Source organism: Fluviicola chungangensis (assembly GCF_007558725.1).
Lineage (GTDB): Bacteria > Bacteroidota > Bacteroidia > Flavobacteriales_D > Crocinitomicaceae > Fluviicola > Fluviicola chungangensis.
This window is the reverse complement of the sequence record NZ_VLPL01000004.1, coordinates 18,688-35,950: the sequence shown is the minus strand read 5'-3', so window position 1 is coordinate 35,950 and position 17,263 is coordinate 18,688. Positions and strand designations below refer to the sequence as shown.

Annotated in this window: 12 protein-coding genes and 3 tRNA genes; 7 read left to right on the top strand and 8 right to left on the bottom strand. The window is 42.9% G+C overall.

Going from position 1 to position 17,263, the window contains the following annotated elements:
- Positions 1-7: 7 nt before the first annotated feature.
- Both FO442_RS09080 and FO442_RS09075 read left to right on the top strand, forming a co-directional pair.
- Complete coding sequence (locus FO442_RS09080; RefSeq protein WP_144332857.1) at positions 8-1,621, top strand: energy transducer TonB; 1,614 nt, start codon at positions 8-10, stop codon at positions 1,619-1,621.
- A gap of 107 nt (positions 1,622-1,728) precedes the next feature.
- Positions 1,729-3,984, top strand: coding sequence for a DUF2339 domain-containing protein (locus tag FO442_RS09075; protein ID WP_144332856.1), 2,256 nt, complete (start codon positions 1,729-1,731; stop codon positions 3,982-3,984).
- On the opposite strand, the gene FO442_RS09070 is transcribed toward FO442_RS09075, so the two are convergent.
- Positions 3,985-5,130, bottom strand: coding sequence for an outer membrane beta-barrel protein (locus FO442_RS09070; RefSeq protein ID WP_144332855.1), 1,146 nt, complete (start codon positions 5,128-5,130; stop codon positions 3,985-3,987).
- 138 nt (positions 5,131-5,268) lie between these two features.
- Here FO442_RS09070 and dusB point away from each other — a divergent pair, with 138 nt between their 5' ends.
- Complete coding sequence (dusB, locus tag FO442_RS09065) at positions 5,269-6,273, top strand: tRNA dihydrouridine synthase DusB (protein ID WP_144332854.1); 1,005 nt, start codon at positions 5,269-5,271, stop codon at positions 6,271-6,273.
- Between the two features lie 63 nt (positions 6,274-6,336).
- Here the strand turns inward: dusB and FO442_RS09060 are convergent, their stop codons facing one another.
- The 7 genes from FO442_RS09060 to FO442_RS09030 form a co-directional block, all read right to left on the bottom strand.
- Positions 6,337-6,684: an energy transducer TonB gene (locus FO442_RS09060; protein ID WP_144332853.1), complete on the bottom strand. Its 348-nt coding sequence runs from the start codon at positions 6,682-6,684 to the stop codon at positions 6,337-6,339.
- 9 nt (positions 6,685-6,693) lie between these two features.
- On the bottom strand, positions 6,694-8,793 hold the full coding sequence (recG, locus tag FO442_RS09055) for an ATP-dependent DNA helicase RecG (RefSeq protein WP_144332852.1): 2,100 nt from the start codon (positions 8,791-8,793) through the stop codon (positions 6,694-6,696).
- Between the two features lie 322 nt (positions 8,794-9,115).
- A complete protein-coding gene (locus tag FO442_RS09050; RefSeq protein WP_144332851.1) occupies positions 9,116-11,209 on the bottom strand; it encodes a protein-disulfide reductase DsbD family protein in 2,094 nt (697 codons plus the stop codon).
- Positions 11,210-11,224: 15 nt separating this feature from the next.
- Positions 11,225-11,659 (bottom strand): protein-disulfide reductase DsbD domain-containing protein, encoded by a 435-nt coding sequence (locus FO442_RS09045; protein ID WP_144332850.1) that lies wholly within the window; start codon positions 11,657-11,659, stop codon positions 11,225-11,227.
- Positions 11,660-11,738: 79 nt separating this feature from the next.
- Entirely contained in the window at positions 11,739-12,008 is a 270-nt protein-coding gene (locus FO442_RS09040; protein WP_144332849.1) for a hypothetical protein, read from the bottom strand.
- A gap of 79 nt (positions 12,009-12,087) precedes the next feature.
- Positions 12,088-13,335 carry a tRNA lysidine(34) synthetase TilS gene (gene tilS / locus FO442_RS09035; RefSeq protein WP_186280015.1) on the bottom strand — a complete coding sequence of 416 codons (1,248 nt, stop codon included), beginning with the start codon at positions 13,333-13,335 and terminating at the stop codon, positions 12,088-12,090.
- Positions 13,323-14,507, bottom strand: a complete 1,185-nt coding sequence (locus FO442_RS09030) for a chorismate-binding protein (RefSeq protein ID WP_144332847.1) — start codon at positions 14,505-14,507, stop codon at positions 13,323-13,325. Before FO442_RS09030 ends, tilS begins: the two co-directional genes overlap by 13 nt.
- 445 nt (positions 14,508-14,952) lie before the next feature.
- Between FO442_RS09030 and FO442_RS09025 the strand changes: the two genes are divergently transcribed.
- The 4 genes from FO442_RS09025 to FO442_RS09010 all read left to right on the top strand — a co-directional run bounded on the left by FO442_RS09025 (position 14,953) and on the right by FO442_RS09010 (position 16,891).
- Positions 14,953-16,269 (top strand): lysophospholipid acyltransferase family protein, encoded by a 1,317-nt coding sequence (locus FO442_RS09025; protein WP_144332846.1) that lies wholly within the window; start codon positions 14,953-14,955, stop codon positions 16,267-16,269.
- A 140-nt stretch (positions 16,270-16,409) separates the two neighbouring features.
- Positions 16,410-16,496, top strand: a tRNA-Ser gene (locus FO442_RS09020).
- Positions 16,497-16,612: 116 nt separating this feature from the next.
- Positions 16,613-16,687, top strand: a tRNA-Pro gene (locus tag FO442_RS09015).
- A 130-nt stretch (positions 16,688-16,817) separates the two neighbouring features.
- Positions 16,818-16,891 (top strand) — tRNA-Arg (locus FO442_RS09010).
- Positions 16,892-17,263 lie beyond the last annotated feature (372 nt).

The following is a 17,263-nucleotide window of genomic DNA, read 5'->3' as shown; positions in this document are numbered from 1 at the left end:
TTATGGAATGAAGAACCAACTGAATATGCAATACCGTTTACTCTTTTTGTGCTTATTACCCTTGTCTTTGAAGGCTCAAACGGCCCGGGAACAGATCGATTTTGTTTTGAAAACAACTCCCCGAACGGTTGAAAAATACATAAAACCTGCAAAGAAAGAGGTGTTATTTCTCGAAACAGCCTTCAATAATGCTGTTTTTACCGATCAGAAAGTGTTGCAGTCGGTGAAGAATAAAGTCATTTTAAAAATTGAATTGATCTATACCACATACCGTAAATCGGAAACCTTTGATCAGCATGGATTAAGCAGAAAACGGCTGGAAAATTTATTCCTGGCAGCTCCGAATAGTTTGAACCAATCCGGCATAGAATGGGTGTTGGTGGCTCAAACAGGTTGTAAATCCGCTGAAGACGGAGCGAATTTCTTCCACGGTTTTGCCATTACTTACCGGGATTTGCCTGATGCGGTATCAACCAAAGTTGAAAGTAATTTTATTCGCGAAGTGGCAGCCGGAAAGATTAAATCGTATGCTTACGATACGTATCTGAAAAAGGAAACCGCAAAACTCGAACAGGATTCACTGGCGGACGTCGATCCGGTAATCGTACTTCCCAAATTCCCGCACAGTGAGCAGGCGCGCATCAATTATTTTTCAAACTACCTGAACTTTCCGCCTGAAGCGTCCGGGCCAAAAAAGGTAGATGTTCAATTCATTATCAGTAAAGAAGGAAAGATTACAAAGATCGTATTTCCAAATATGGCCGGTCCGTCTCCCTATAAAGAGGAGGTCAGTGAATTTATTAAAAGCATGCCCGACTGGACTCCGGGGACGCTGAATGGAAAACCAACCGAATGCATGGTACAGTTCTCGGTAGACTTCATGAGTCGCGGTAGCGTGGTGCCTTCACCGTTGGAAGTGTTTGCAACGGAAGTGCCTCCGAAATTAAAGGCAAAATTACCGGCAACCGATTACAACGCAATTAAACCTCAGCCTTCATCCAACCAGGTCAGTAAATCGCTTACAAAGATAGATTGGCCCAAAACCACTTTGGTATGTGATGTCACCGGGAGTATGGCTCCATATAATGCGCAAGTAGTGGAATTTATTGCCGGACAGTTGAAAAACAAGTCGCAGGGACCTAAGCAGTTTGTGTTTTTCAACGATGGAGACAACCGGAAGGACAAGACAAAAAAAACAGGTCAGACCGGTGGAGTTTATAATTATGCTTCCAACAACCTGGATTCCATTTCAGAATTTATGATCTACGTGATGTCAAAGGGGTCTGGAGGCGATTTACCGGAGAATAATGTGGAAGCACTCATCCACGCATTAAAAAGTTATCCGGGAACAGAAAAATTGGTATTGATCGCAGATAACTTTGCTTCTCCCCGGGATATGTCATTGATTGGTAATATCGGTATACCGGTGCATGTGGTTGTTTGCGGAGGAACGATACTGAATGAAGACTATCTGGATTTGGCATATAAGACAAAAGGCTCATTAAGTTTCAATGGGAATGATTATACCGATTTTCATCGGTTCGAAGACGGCTCGACAATGCATATCGGGAAAATGACGTATGTTCTGAAGAAAGGACATTTTGTTCAGAGGAGAGATTAAAAAAGCAGGTGTAAAAAATTTTCCATCCCTACTTTTTTCTTTATTTAACAATCGCCGATAAATCTTATTTATACATTCACCCTGAAAACCAATCGAAACTGAAAACTATGGAGTCTGACAAGGACAAGATTATTCGCCTGGAAGAAGCCTACAGGAAACTATGGGCAGAACAGGAAGAACTAAAGATTCGAATCAAGGAAAATTATGCTGAATTCAAGGTATTGCGCGAGCAATTCGGAGTTGAAAAATTCCCGATTGCACCGGTTTCGGAAGCGACTGTTATTCAGCCTGAGGTAAACCAGCAACCAATTGTTCCTGTTCAGGGGCCGGGTAAACCAAGCGGTACCCCTAAAAAAGAAAAAACTTCCTGGGAACAATTTATTGGAGAGCAATTGCTGAGCAAGATCGGGATTGTGATCGTTCTGATCGGAGTAGGAATCGGAGCGAAGTATGCGATTGATCACAACCTGATAGGAGAAAGCGGACGCGTTCTGGCCGGGTTTGCAGTTGCTTTGGTTCTGGGGGGATTTGCTTTTGTATTCCGCACAAAATACCAGTCGTTCAGTGCAGTTTTGGCAAGCGGTTCCATCGGTGTGGCTTATTTCATGACCTACGCTGCTTACAGTTTTTATCAGTTGATCCCGTCTTCGGTTGCTTTCGGTGGTTTATTGGTATTGGTGCTGATCGCTGTTTTCCTGGCGATGTATTACAATATGGCGATCATTGCGCATTTAGGCCTGATCGGGGCTTATATTCTTCCTCCGTTGGTATCAGACGGGTCGAAGCACATTTCGTATTACCTGCTTTACATGTTGATCATCAATATCGGAATGCTGGTTATTTCAATTATTCGGAAATGGCCGACGATTCAATATCCGGTGATTGTCTGGACAAGTATTATTTTCCTTTTTTGGTTTAATACGGATTTCAATTTCCGCGTCGATTCGACCATTGCGGCAGTTTATTTATTGGCGTTTTTTGCATTGTTCGTATTCGGAATTGTGGGAAGAAACCATTGGAAAAAAGACGAGTTGGTCGGGCATCAGCTGGTTCAACTGGTTTTGGTCGGGATTTGTTACTTCGGAGCGATCGGTTTTGTACTGGATAAAGCACCTTTTTGGGAAACCATTGTGTACAACGTGATCGGTGTTGGGGTGTATTATTTGAATAAAATGCTGTTTGAACGGGAAAACAGGTTGGAGTTCAAACGCATTTTCCTGGCATTGTCACTGTTCGGATTGTCCAACTTACTGACTTCTTTTTGCGGAGATTATTCCTATATCTATGTCATGGTTACAGGAGTTTTATTGTTGTTCTGGTTATCCAAAGAGATCAAACGGAACCTGGAGGAAGTGATCGGAATTATTTTATTGGGATTGACTACCTTATGTATCCTCATAGAAGTATTCATCCGTTCTTTTCATAAAGAAGTTCCGTACTACGAGAATGAATTGTTGATTACTGTCGGATTGGCTGTTCTTGCAATGGGAATCACTTTTGTGCTTTTATCCCGGTTCCAGCCAACCTACCATCAATCGGCTGCCTGGAAAACAGCGGGAATTTTTGGTTTATTCTTTTTACTTTTCACAGGAGTCTACGGATTGAGCGCTCATCTCGGGTATCGCTATGCAATCGTCAGACAGCTGGATGTGAAAGATGTCCAACTGCGTCTTGCGCAGGATGAGCAGTTCAGTCAGTTCAAAGATGCGATTATCCTTTGGCAATACGCCTGGATTTCCATTTCGATCGGTTTCATTGGAGTTTTCAGAAGATGGGTTTTAGGCCGGAAGGAAAACTATTCCGGTGGATTGGCAATCGTAGGGACCATTCTTTTGGGATTGTCTTTACTGGGATTCACCGGAAGCATTTCCAACATTACTTCAGTGTATGAAGGACAAACCTATTGGAGTGCTTTCAATATGGCGCATTATGCCTTGTTTGCAGGAGTTCTCGGGACCATTCTAACTGTTCGTTCATATGAAAAACAGGAAGGCTGGACAAAAGCGTTTTCCCTGATATTGATCTTGTGGATCCTTTCGTTGGAATTAGTCCAATGGTCTTTTGTTTCCGGATTCGGTGCGGGATACAAAATCTGGTTATCCGTATTGTGGGTTTCGTTTGCGGTCGTGATGATTGTTATCGGGATCAAACGAAAACAAGCGATTATGCGAATTACGGCCATGGTCATTTTAGGCATCACGATCCTGAAAATGTTCTTTTACGATCTGAGCAGATTGAGTACGATCTATAAAACAGTTGTTTTTATTGCAATTGGAGGTCTGCTGTTGGTAGGTGCATATTTCTACCAGACTTTATCCAAACAGGAAGCAGTGCAAAATGAGAATGAGGACCAGGGCGGATAATCAGAACCACAGACCGATACTTGCAATTCCTTCCCAGCGGATATTGTTGGAATGATTGTTATAATAGAAAATGCGTTCACTGGCTTTGGTTTTCAGCACACGTGATTCGATGCGGAAAAAAGCGTTCGGTATGGGTTTGTATTCAAATCCGATCGTTCCCCCCAGGATATCAAGCCCGGTGAGGTTGTGATTTTCATTTTCTATAGGACCTGTCAGGATTTCATCCGGATCACTGAATAATTCGGCACGTGCATAAGCGGCAATGAAATGTGTGAAGCGGTATTTAAATGCGGCGATTCCTGAAAAGATATAGGCCGTTTGATTGGGATTATTCAGGCGGCTGTTTTGCTGATACCCGAAATTCCCTTCCAATCCGAGAATGACGTGTTTGGTTTTGAAAATCCCGATGTAATTGGTATAATGGCGAAAGTGATTTTGAGAAACGTTACTCGGATATTCATCGCAAACAATCGAGCTTAGAGTATGCGTCCATTTGTTCCCGGAATAAGCGATCGAAAAACCGATTGCCTTATTTTTATTCGTTTCGATAAACGTACTGAATCCATTGAAAACATTGACCTGGTAAGTCCATTTGGCGGATTGTTGCCAGGTTAATTTGGCCCCGCTCAGGAAATAGGGTTCGAAGTATGTGGTGGTAGCGATGCTCGTCGTGACGTTTTCTCTTGGCTGAATGGATTCCAACCCGATATGTGTGCGGAAATAACCTGCATCAAGCCACAATTTCTTATAAATACGGAAACCGACATTGGCTTCCTGGATGAGGTTCAGGTTTTGAGACCAGGCACTCAGGGGAATATCTCCGTAAAAAAGAGTGGCAATCCCGCGCATGCGACTGCTTTCGTACTTGGCTGAAATTTGTAAAATATTGATCCCGAACTGGTTGTTTTTTGGAGATGAGGTTGGGAACTTGGCATATCCGCCGGCTCCGAGTGTATCTGTATAATAACTGTAATAGGTGTCAATGTACCCGGAAACCTTCACTTTTCCGGTTGTATCGTACTCCTGGTTATACGGGTTTATACGTGTACCTGTAAATGTTAAATCAGTTGTGTCTTTTTTGAAGATCTGCGAGTGAGCAAACCCGGAGAATAAACCAGTTAAACAAATAAATAAGTACCTTTTCATCAAGTAATATTGAATCGCGAATTTAGTTATTTGGACATTAAGATGCTAAGACATCGGGATATTAGCACATGAAAGAGTTTAAGTCTTAAAGTCCTGAGATCTTAATATTCTAAAATCTAAATTCCGTACCTTTGCACCATGGTAAAAATCCGGGATATTGAATTGGGTGAATTTCCGCTTCTGTTGGCTCCTATGGAAGATGTGAGTGATCCACCGTTCAGGGCGTTATGCAAAAAGCACGGTGCTGACTTGATGTACACGGAATTTATTTCTTCCGAAGGGTTGATTCGTGATGCGATTAAGAGTCGTCAAAAACTCGATATTTTCGATTATGAAAAACCGATCGGGATCCAGATTTTTGGTGGTGACGAGGAAGCTATGGCGATGTCAGCAAAAATTGTGGATGCAACCAATCCGGATATCCTGGATATCAATTTTGGTTGTCCGGTAAAGAAAGTGGTTTCCAAAGGAGCAGGAGCGGGTGTTTTAAAAGATGTAGACTTAATGGTACGTTTAACAAAAGCCTGTATCAATTCGACTAAGTTACCTGTAACGGTTAAAACCCGCTTGGGATGGGACCATTCCATGATCAATATTATGGAAGTAGCGGAACGTTTACAGGATATTGGAGTAGAGGCCTTATCCATTCACGGGCGTACGCGTGCGCAGATGTATAAAGGTGAAGCAGACTGGAGCCACATTGCCGAAGTGAAAAATAATCCCCGCATCAAAATCCCGATTTTCGGGAATGGAGATATTGATACACCGGAAAAAGCATTGGAATATAAAAACCGCTACGGAGTGGATGGAATCATGATCGGGCGCGCAAGTATCGGTTATCCGTGGATCTTTAACGAAGTGAAGCATTTTATGGCAACGGGCGAGCATTTGGCAGTTCCGGGAATTAAGGACAGGGTGGAAGCCGCCCGCGATCACTTGATGATGAGTGTGAAGTGGAAAGGAGAACGTTTGGGAGTGGTTGAAATGAAGCGCCATTACACAAATTACTTCAAAGGAATTGCTCATTTCAAGGAATATCGCACCAAGTTGGTTACTTCTTTTGATTTGCAGGAGATATTGGATACACTTTCATACCTGGAAGAAAATTCGGAAGTGTTTATGTTCTCCAACCCGGTTGTTTGATTGCCACGAATCCTTATAAATGAGGGGCTGTTCGCTATATCGCAAATTTGCAACTTGAGGGACTTAATTTACCCCTTTCTTATAAGTATATTTTACACGCACATGCTCAAATGGGGCATATCGGGTTCCTGCAGTAAATTTCAGCTTTTTGGCTGCATTCTCAGCTTTCATGCGCGAAGGAGTAGATTTAACTGTGGATTGCTCGCCGATAATTTTTGTTCCGGTTACAATTCCTTCCCGATTGACAGCAAGTTCTACCACGACGGTGCCGTCAACAGTTCCTTCAATTGCAAAAGTCTCTTGTGTTGTCAGTAATTTACGGCCCGAATCGACCAATGTTCCTGTAAGTATTTGAGAGTCAGCTTGAGAATAGCTTGAAAACGCAAGGATAAGTAGAATAAGTTTTTTCATTGTTCAAGTTTACGAAATTTCTGCCCAATTCGGTTTGTCCTGGAGTCTTTTTATTGCTTCCAATCGCAAGAAAACATGTTCTGGTTTTTCCAAACGCGGGTCATCTGTTAAAAGCTCTCTTGCTTTTTCACGTGCCAATGCAACAAGCGGGCCATCTTTTGCCAAATCGGCAATTTTCAAATCCAGGTTGCCGCTTTGCTGGGTTCCCATAATATCTCCGGGGCCTCTCAATTCCAAATCGACCTCCGAAATTTCAAATCCGTCATTGGTCCGGACCATGGTATGGATGCGTTTTTTTGTATCGGCGGATAATTTGTTCCCGGTCATCAGCAAGCAGTAAGATTGTTCGGCACCGCGACCAACACGACCGCGCAACTGGTGCAATTGTGACAACCCGAAACGTTCCGAGCTTTCAATGACCATTACGGATGCATTCGGTACATTTACACCCACTTCGATGACGGTTGTTGCAATCATAATCTGTGTTTTTCCTTCCACAAACTGCTGCATTTCGTAATCTTTTACTTCCGGTTTCATTTTTCCGTGTACAATACTTACCCGGTAATCCGGTAATGGGAAAGCGCGGCTGATTGCTTCGTAACCATCCATGAGGTTATTGTAATCCAGTGTTTCGGATTCCTGGATGAGTGGATAAACGATGTAGATCTGTCTTCCAAGAGCAATTTCCCTGCGGATGAACCCGAAAACCAGTGAGCGGTCCTTTTCAAAATGATGTTTGGTCGTAATGGGTTTCCTTCCCGGAGGAAGTTCGTCGATCACCGAGACATCCAAATCGCCATAATATGTCATGGCTAAAGTTCGCGGGATGGGTGTTGCGGTCATGACTAAAATGTGTGGAGGTGAGGTGTTTTTCTTCCACAGCCGGGAGCGCTGTTCGACGCCGAACCGATGTTGTTCGTCAATGACGACCAATCCGAGGTTTTTGAATTGGACGATGTCTTCCAGCAAAGCATGTGTTCCGACTAAAATATGGATTTCTCCGCTGAGTAATTTCGCGTGAATTTCTTTTCGTACAGATTTCTTTGTAGAACCGGTAAGCAAAGCGATGTTCACCGGTGTTCCTTCCAATAATTCGCTCAATCCAACGAAATGTTGGTTCGCAAGGATTTCTGTTGGAGCCATCAATGCACCCTGTAGGCCGGAACCGATTCCCATTAAAATCGTCAGTAAGGCAACAACTGTTTTCCCACTTCCCACGTCGCCTTGCAGTAGGCGGTTCATTTGAAAACCCGAACCGATATCCCTCCGGATTTCCCGCAGGACTTTCTTTTGTGCATTCGTCAAAGGAAAGGGCAAGTTGTTTTCATAAAAATCGTGAAAGATCTGTCCTACTTCAGCCACAACTTGCCCGCTGTTCTTTTGCAGGTTGATGGACTTCCGGAGCAACAATTCGATTTGAAGGTTCAGGAGTTCTTCAAACTTGAAACGTGTGCGTGCTTTTTGTGCCAACCCAACATCTGCAGGCATATGGATTGCGCGGATGGCGGCACCGAAAGCAGGGAGTTTCAGTTCCCGGATTAATTTGGGCGGAATTGTTTCCTCAAAATATACCTTGGAAGCAAGGTCCAGCAATCCTTCAATCAATTTTTGGATCCCTTTGGAATGCAGGCCTGAAGCAGTTAGTTTTTCAGTAGACGAATAAACAGGCTGCCAACCCATACTGGCTTCATTTCCTGTTGCCGGGTTGATTTCCGGATGAGAAATATTCCACGTGTTTACATACGGTTTTGCTTTACCGAAAACAATGTAAGTTGTATTTAATTTCAGATTAGGCAATATATACTTGTAACCCTGGAACCAAAGCAGATCGATGATCCCGGTATTGTCCTGGAACTTGACATTTAAGCGTTTTTGTCTTCCGGTTCCGGTTTCGGAAACAGAAATAATTTGTCCCTTCAATTGCACATACCCGTCAATTTGGGGAATGTCCTTGATCAAATGAAATTGAGATCGATCAATGTAACGGAAGGGGAAATGATAGAGCAGGTCGTGGAAAGTTGCTATTCCCAATTCGTCCCTCAATAATTTGGCTCTTTGCGGACCAACTCCCTTGAGGAATTCGATGTGAGTTTGCAACCATTGATTCATGAAGCGAATTTAGCTATTTGGACTTTAAGATGCTAAGACATCAGGATTTTAAGACATCAAGATTTAAGATATACAGACTTCAGGTTTCTGACGACTATCGGGATTAAGTGAAAAATCTCATGGAGTATTAAATTTAAGTGCTGAATGCAGACCCTATAAATGATAAATGGAGTTCAGACAGGCGTCCGAACTCCATTCACTAATCAACCTAACCTAACCACCTAAATCATTACAAAGTTAAATCTATTTTGTGATTAGGTAACCATTTTTTAGTTAAAATTATCTTAATACCGAGTTTTTATTGATAAACGGTAAAGTTGAGCTATTTTTTGTTGGCTTTTAACCCTTTTTCCAACCATTTTTGAAATACCGGTGCGCTTCCGTGATCCTGGTAAGTAGCTCCTCCTACGGGAATATCTTTTCCATCCGGAGTTTGAAGTACATAATAGGGCTGTGAAGCAGTTTGATATTCTTCGATTTGTTTCGCCGTCCATTTGTTACCGATAGTAGTTACCGAGAAGTCCTGTCCGTTTACTTTGATCGTTTTCTGTTCTTTTTTCGGCAATTCCGTGCGCTCATCTACATAAAGGGAAACGATTACCACGTCATCACGCAAGTGTTCGATCACTCCGGGCTGACCCCAAACGGAATTTTCCATTTTACGGCAATTCACGCATCCCCAGCCTGTGAAATCGATGAAAAGCGGTTTGTTTACTTTTTTAGCATAAGCCAAAGCTTTGTCGTAATCCTTGAATGCCATTAGTCCTTGCGGTCCTTTGTGCATTCCTTCCACGATCTCAATTTGCTCACCGGAACCGGATTCTGAAACAGAAATGGTGTTTCCGCCGCCGCTGATTCCGCCCGGAACTTCTGCATAGAAATCAGGAGGAAGGTAGGCATTTACCAGATTCAAAGGTGCTCCCCATAATCCCGGGATCAGGTACATGGTAAATGCAATACTCGCTGTTGCCATCATAGTCCGTCCAACGGATAGTTTCTCTACCGGACTGTCGTGTGGCAGGCGTACTTTTCCGAGCAGGTATAAAGATAACATGGCGAAAATCCCGACCCAGATTGCGACAAAGACCTCGCGGTGCAATAAATGCCATTGCATGGTAGTATCTGCTGCTCCCAGGAATTTGAATGCAAACGCAATTTCCAGGAAGCCTAAGAATACTTTTACCACATTCAGCCATCCTCCTGAATTCGGCATAGAATTTAACCAGGAAGGGAAAATGGCGAAAAGCATAAAAGGCAATGCCAATGCCAATCCGAATGCAAACATGCCGATCAGAAGTGCCAGGTCGCCGCCAGAAGTGGAAATACTTACCAATAAGTCTCCCAAAATAGGTCCTGTACAGGAGAATGAAGCCAGTGAAAGTACCAATGCCATGAAGAAGATTCCCACAACACCACCTTTATCTGCTTTCTCATCTGCTTTATTGACCCATTTGGATGGCAATTGGATCTCGAATGCGCCCAAGAAGGAAAGCCCGAATACGATTAGCATCCCAAAGAAGAACAAGTTGAAGTACAGGTTTGTCGATAATTCATTTAAAAGACTGGATAAGCGTGTTGCAATAACGACTCCCGCCAATAAGACGTGGATCAATATAATCGATCCGCCATAGATAAATGCGTTGCGAATTCCCAGCGCTCTCGTTTTACTTCTTTTGGTAAAGAAACTAACGGTCATCGGGATCATCGGGAATACACACGGCATGATCAATGCGATGAACCCGCTGAAAAATGCAGCAAAGAACACACCCCACAAGGATTTTTTTGTTTTTTCTTTACCGACGGCAGGTGCTTTTTCGGTAGCCGTTTGCTTTGCCGTACTTCCAGGCTTATCGTCTTTTTTTACGTTGTCAGTTGGTGCAACCGCCGGTGTTTGCGCGATATCACTATTAGCAGGTGTTTCCTCGATTTGTGCAGCATCCGCACAACTTTTTACTTTAACGGTGAATTTTGAATCATAAGGAGGTAAACAATGGTCTGCATCACACGGCTGAAAGAGGTATGCGCCATTCAGGGTAAAGTCTTTTCCCGAAAGAATTTTAATTTTTTGTTTCAAGATGATTTTACCCTCATGATAGCTCAAATCTTCATCGGCTATGTCATCGTGTTTTTGAATTGGCTTGGGCTCTTTTACTGCTCCTACAATTTGATAATTCGGAGATTTATCCAAACGAAATTCAGTAGCGATACCAAAAGCTCCTTTCGGAAGTATCAATGCATTGATATGCCAATGAGAAGCAATATTTACTTCTGCTACAATGGTTGCTTCGCAGTCTTTTCCATATTCCACGGAAAATTTCCACTTGGCCATGTCTTGCGCAAGTTCTATTTGGGCATTTGCTTTATTGAAAAGAGTTAAACCAACTAAAAGGATTAAACTTTTAACTAAGTATTTCATAAAGATTTTGAGATGTTAAGGAATTGTTATGGAAAAATCGATATCAACAGGAGGAAGGCACATCACTTCATTACAAACCATGAAGGTGACATATCCTTTGATTACGTCTCCGGATTTTGCTTTGGCAACTTTACGTGTGAATGTAACTTCCGATTTAAAGAAATCGAGTGCTGCCTCAAAATTTTCATCGTATTCGTGAATGGCTTTGGGTTCAATGACCTCTCCTTCGAATTTGATCGTTGGGTTTTCTGTAAAGGTAAAGCTGGTCGGAACCGGTCCGATGGTGTTATTTATGTGCTGACTGTATAGGTGCCAGCCTTCAGAAATAACGGCTTTAAATTCAATTTCTTTTGTGCCCGGATTGTAGGAAAAATCCCATTTTACCCTATCCTGGGCGAAAATGACTGTTCCGATCAATAAAAAGGAGCATAAAAAAAGCAGTTTGCGCATGGGGCTTCAAGTTTATAATTTCAAAGCTACAAAACGAAAACTGCTTGACAATAGGAGTTTAAGTACTTTTCTTGAAAAGCTAAAACTTCAATTCTACGATGTGATCTATAGGAATCCACATGCCGCCTTTCAGGCAGATGTATTTTTGCCCGGTGGCCCAAATGGTTGTGTTGACTCTTTTTAGTCCTTCGTCGTCGTGAAAAATAATGCCGACTTTGTGATGGTATCCGTTACCCAATCGGGTTGCTTCTTCTAATTTGGAGCGAATATCTGATTGTTGTTCGAATTCAACCTGATGTTTAAAAGTCAAATCTTTTACCATCTCTTTTTCAACTGTAACGGGTTCCATTTTGCGGGGTTTTAAGAGTGTACAATCCGAAATTTAATAAAAAAATAATTTCAAAATCACATTTCGTGAAAAAAAAGTATTACAGTTCTGAAGGTGCTTTATAAAGCTTGATTATCAGAGATGTAGATGAGGTTGCGAGGTATTTTTTTGAAACGGAAATTCCCGGAATCCAGGTAATTTCTTCTCCGATTCTGAATACCGGATAGGAACTTCTCCATTGTTCGGGAATTCCGGAATCCTTCAGGAGTTTGAAAATACTGCTCGTTCCGTTTACCCCGATGGGACTCATTTTATCCAAAGCAGTCGCGAATCCGCAGGTAATGGGCGAGGTACATTTCTCCGAATCCAGGTACACTTCCCATTTGTTGAATGTATCGGGTAAGAATTCAACTTCTTCAATCTTGAATTCCCAATGCATAATCTCTGCAAAATTGGCATTCCAGGAAAACCCATCCTTCGTTCTGAATATTGGGGTTTTATCAATTCGCGCACTCAGTTCGGAAGCTTCTAAAGCTTGAATGCGTTTGATGGTGCGGACAGGCCATCCGAAATAAAAGCAGCACAGAATCTGCTTGTCCATTGTCAGCCGCGTCCACTCGCTAAAAGAAATCCGGTACTGCTTTTCCCATTGTTGCAGCTGTGGTTTGATATTTTTCCGAATTTCCTCCTGGGTATCACGGAAAACGGATTGCATCAACAGGATGGAGTGATTTAATTCCGGATTGGATTCCATCAGTTTTGGAATGATCAGGTTCCGGAATTGGTTTCTCTTATAATTATTTTCTTCGTTGCTGGCATCTTCACGCCACCGGATCTTGTTTTCGAGTGCAAAGGCTTTTAATTCTGCTTTGGACAGTTCGAGGAATGGCCGGATCATTCCGTTTCGTTCCGGGTGCATTCCTCCAAGTCCGAAAATTCCGGAACCACGCAAAAGCTGTAAAAAGAACGTTTCTACCTGGTCGTCTGAATGATGGGCCAGTAAAACGCGGTTAACCGGTGATTCACGAAGAAAGCGACGGAACAAATCATGCCGGAATTCCCTTGCGGCTGCCTGCAGGTTAATGCCCTTTCCTTTCGTGTATTCTATGGGACAACGAACAACTTCTATTGTTAACCCGTGTTTCCAGGCCAATGCACGAACAAATGCTTCGTCTTTTTCGCTTTCTTCCCCACGCAGCTGATAATTGATGTGCAGAACGGAGGGTTTTAATCCTAATTGGACCAAAGCAGTTAACAGGACGGTTGAGTCGAGTCCGCCCGAACAGGCAACACACAAGTTGAACGATTGAAGTCCTAACTGCGAAACAGCTTCTTTTACCACTGACATGTTCCGAAAAGTGAGAGGATTTTGTCGACTTTGAACCTGCATTCTTCGTATTCGGCCTGGGGATCCGAAAGCATGGTAATGGCTCCGCCAACTCCGCAGGATAGTTTTTTCGTTTGGTGGTCGTAAACCAATGTGCGGATCAGGACATTCAGGTCAAAATCCATATTCGGGTAGATGACGCCAAAGGATCCGGAATAGAATTCACGGGAAAAACCCTCGTATTTCTCGGCCAGCTCAACGGCTGATTTTTTTGGGGCTCCTGTCATGGAACCCATCGGAAAAGCTGCTTTCAGAATTTCTGAAAGGGACATTTTTTCTTTCAATTCGCAGGAAATGGTTGAGATCATTTGGTGGACCGTGGGGAAAGAATAAATCCCGCACAGCTCTTCTACGTGTACGCTTCCTTTTGTGGCGACCCGAGATAGATCATTCCGGACCAGATCGACAATCATTACGTTTTCGGCACGCTCTTTCGGACTCGCCTGCAGGTTATTCCGGAATTGCATGTCTTCCGGTTCGGTTTTTCCTCTTGGTGCCGTTCCTTTGATCGGCTGTGAAATCAATTTGGATCCTTTCTTTTGAATAAAGCGTTCCGGACTTGCAGACGCAAGCATCCAGCGTTCCGTTTCCACCATTCCTGCAAAGGGGGTTGGGTTGAGTTCCCACATCCGATTGAAGAACGGTTGGATCGAATGCAAGGTGATGGGTTGTGATTCAATCAGCTGACAGAAATTCAATTCATAGATGTCTCCCAGCTGGATGTGTTCTTTCAATTGTTGAATGCGTTCCAAATAGGTCGTTTGATCTATTTTTGCCTTCCATTGGACGGTGGGGGCGTTTTCCCGGGTTTCAAATACTGCTTCTGCCAACTTTTGATGCATCTCATCGTGCTTTCCTTCCAGTAAATAAGCGGTAGTGCTTTCATACAGATACGTGCTTTCAGGAACCCAAACTCTTAGCAGGGGCAATTGGTTCGGGGCATGTGGAACGGAGAGAATGTCGAGTCCCAATTGATAATTGATGACCGTGAATAAGGTGCGGCCTTCGTGTTTTTCCAGGAAGGTGTCCAATGCGTTCCAGTTCAGATCGGAATGGAGCAGAAACTCGGACTCGCATCCGATTCCAACCAGGAAGGAGTTTTCTTTGTACCTGAAGAGTGCGCGCTCGACCATTTCACAAAGGTAATTCCTAATTCCTAATTACGAATTGTGTATTGGAGGATTATGACGGAGGACAAAACCTGTTTTTCACAATTGTGAGTAATGGGATGAAGTTTTCAGAGGTGTTTTTGATTTGCCGGAAGAACCGGATTTTGGATTGAAAAAGCTAAAAAGCAGCTAGAATCAGGTGTTAAATATATAACATTTTAATACTCTATCCATACTTGACCCATACTTGACCCGTACTTGACCTATTCTTTAATTTGCCGTAGCTAATTATCAGGAGTAATTTGTTCGAAAGCAGGGTTACATAAGTGAGCAGGTTCAGATTGGTTTTAGGGGGCCAGGTGATCAAGTTGGCACGATAAGTGAAGAAATGTATGGATTATTGAAATTTGTAATCCGTTGTGTCACAACTGATAATTAGGAATTATGTAATTTCGTTCAAAACCCACTCATGTTATACCGAATTTTAAAAGCGATCATTTCATTTGGGATCAGGCATTACTACCGTGAAATCAAGGTGGTCAATAAGGAATTGCTGGATAGGGAGAACGGTCCATTGATCCTTATTGCGAACCACCCGAATACGTTAATGGATGCCTGGATGGTGGGATTTGTCAACAGGAGACGCGTCCATTTCATGGCAAAGGCCACTTTTTTCAATTCCCCTTTCAAACGCAAATTATTAGGTGCATTGGGAATGATCCCGATCAACCGGAAATCCGACGGAGCCGTTTCAGGTGTCAACAACAAAGATTCTTTCGAGGCCTGTTATCAACTGCTGGAAAAAGGGGAGATCCTGGTTGTTTTCCCGGAAGGGACCAGTTTTTTGGAACGGAAACTCCGAGAGATTAAAACCGGAACAGCCCGTATTGCTTTGGAAGTAGAACGAAGAAACCAGGGAAAATTGGGATTAAAAGTCGTTCCTATCGGGTTGAATTACGTCTCAGCTGATTCTTACAGAGGAAAAGTGTTGGTACAGGTCGGCAGGCCAATCACCCTGGAGGACTTGTGGAAAGAATACGAATCCAACCAGGGCCATGCGGCAAAATTGCTTACCGAACGATTCCGTGTGGAGTTATCGCGTGTCTTTGTCAATATGGAGGATTCCGCACGCGAAGACCTGATAGAACAGCTGGCGGACCTGTTTGTCACTAAATATACCAATCAAACCGACGTTTCGGGGGAAATGAATTTTATGAAATCTGTTCACGCCCGTTTGGAAGGGTACAGCCTGACTAGTCCCTGGAAGTTGAATGAGATCCAAACGGAAACAAGCAATGTATTTGCATCGCTCCAATTTTTGGGAATCAAACCCGATTTCCTGGACCGGCCATACAGACCGCTGTTATTTTTGAGGCAATTCATCCAAAGCTGGTTGTTTGTCATCCTGACGGTTCCTGTTTTCCTGATCGGATTTATTCATCACGTACTTCCGTATTGGCTAATTGGCTGGCTGGTCCCGAAAATGACGAAGGAAGTGGAGTATCACGCACCTTTATCGATTTTGCTGGGGTTGGTTTTGTATCCGTTGAATTACCTGGGATTTGGTTTGCTTGCCCATTTTTGGTTGGATTTAACCTGGCTGGAAACCTTGCTTTATTGGGCGGTATTGCCTTTATTCGGCACCTTTGCACATTATTACATGCGCTACATGCATCATTTGAATTCCAAGCAGCGATTCGGTCGTTTTGCACGCAGACGAAGTGCTATTCTTCAGAATTTAAGGGCGCAGCGTGAACAGTTGAAAGACTTGATTTTTAGAGATTAAGCGCAGATTAAGGAAGTGTAAAGCATACGGAAATGATTTTTTTTACTTTTTTTTAGTCAAAATCCTTTGATAGAACAATGCATTTATTAATTTTGCGCCTGTCTTAGGGAGACCATAGACACGTTCTTTGTAAGAATATTGGAGGGATGGGTGAGAGGCTGAAACCACCAGTTTGCTAAACTGACGTACGGGTAACTGTACCGCGGGTTCGAATCCCGCTCTCTCCGCAAAAATTTTCTCAAGGGGCTTGCACAAGTGAAATAAGTAACTATCTTTGCACCCTCAAAACAGAGAAATAACTACTTCAAAAACGATTGAAGTAACTTGAAATAAAAGCCTAGTTCGGGGCGTAGCGTAGTCCGGTCATCGCGCCTGGTTTGGGACCAGGAGGTCGCAGGTTCGAATCCTGCCGCCCCGACACAAGAAAAGGGGATGAGCAATCATCCCCTTTTTTGTTTTAATTAGGTTTGAAATTGAAAATAATAAGTTTGCTTTTACAGTGCATACAAACTAACGTTTGTATCGTCAGTTGAAAGTATACTTTCAACGGTCCCATAGCTCAGCTGGATAGAGCAACTGCCTTCTAAGCAGTAGGTCTTTGGTTCGAATCCAAATGGGATCACACTTCAAAAGGTAAACAGCCGTAGAATCAATGTTCTACGGCTGTTTTATTTGCATTCGGTAAGAATTTCGGTAAGAATTTTCTGAAATGTAGTTTTTCATTTCATTAAGTTTCATTTTCTTGTCCCTATCGTCATTAAGACGCATTTTTGCTCCTCACTAAGCTGCTTAGTGCCATTGCCACCGAAAGTTTCCTGGGGATTGACATCAATCTCTCTGCGCCAACTTTGGTCTTAACTTACTGTTTGGTTAATGGAAGTAGGTCCAGTTTTTAGCTTCTCCGTTTAATTTAAATAAGGTGAGGTGTTCTATTAACATAATCACTTATTAACTTTCGCAAAAAATATTTTTTTTCTTTTGGATCAGTTTCACG

Excerpts from the sequence above, each read along its gene's own strand:
- FO442_RS09045 (WP_144332850.1), bottom strand. The coding sequence starts at position 11,659 with ATGCGCAAACTGCTTTTTTTATGCTCCTTTTTATTGATCGGAACAGTC.
- recG (WP_144332852.1), bottom strand. The coding sequence starts at position 8,793 with ATGAATCAATGGTTGCAAACTCACATCGAATTCCTCAAGGGAGTTGGT.
- FO442_RS09025 (WP_144332846.1), top strand. The coding sequence starts at position 14,953 with ATGTTATACCGAATTTTAAAAGCGATCATTTCATTTGGGATCAGGCAT.
- FO442_RS09075 (WP_144332856.1), top strand. The coding sequence starts at position 1,729 with ATGGAGTCTGACAAGGACAAGATTATTCGCCTGGAAGAAGCCTACAGG.
- FO442_RS09070 (WP_144332855.1), bottom strand. The coding sequence starts at position 5,130 with ATGAAAAGGTACTTATTTATTTGTTTAACTGGTTTATTCTCCGGGTTT.
- dusB (WP_144332854.1), top strand. The coding sequence starts at position 5,269 with ATGGTAAAAATCCGGGATATTGAATTGGGTGAATTTCCGCTTCTGTTG.
- FO442_RS09080 (WP_144332857.1), top strand. The coding sequence starts at position 8 with ATGAAGAACCAACTGAATATGCAATACCGTTTACTCTTTTTGTGCTTA.
- FO442_RS09040 (WP_144332849.1), bottom strand. The coding sequence starts at position 12,008 with ATGGAACCCGTTACAGTTGAAAAAGAGATGGTAAAAGATTTGACTTTT.
- FO442_RS09060 (WP_144332853.1), bottom strand. The coding sequence starts at position 6,684 with ATGAAAAAACTTATTCTACTTATCCTTGCGTTTTCAAGCTATTCTCAA.
- FO442_RS09050 (WP_144332851.1), bottom strand. The coding sequence starts at position 11,209 with ATGAAATACTTAGTTAAAAGTTTAATCCTTTTAGTTGGTTTAACTCTT.
- FO442_RS09030 (WP_144332847.1), bottom strand. The coding sequence starts at position 14,507 with ATGGTCGAGCGCGCACTCTTCAGGTACAAAGAAAACTCCTTCCTGGTT.
- tilS (WP_186280015.1), bottom strand. The coding sequence starts at position 13,335 with ATGTCAGTGGTAAAAGAAGCTGTTTCGCAGTTAGGACTTCAATCGTTC.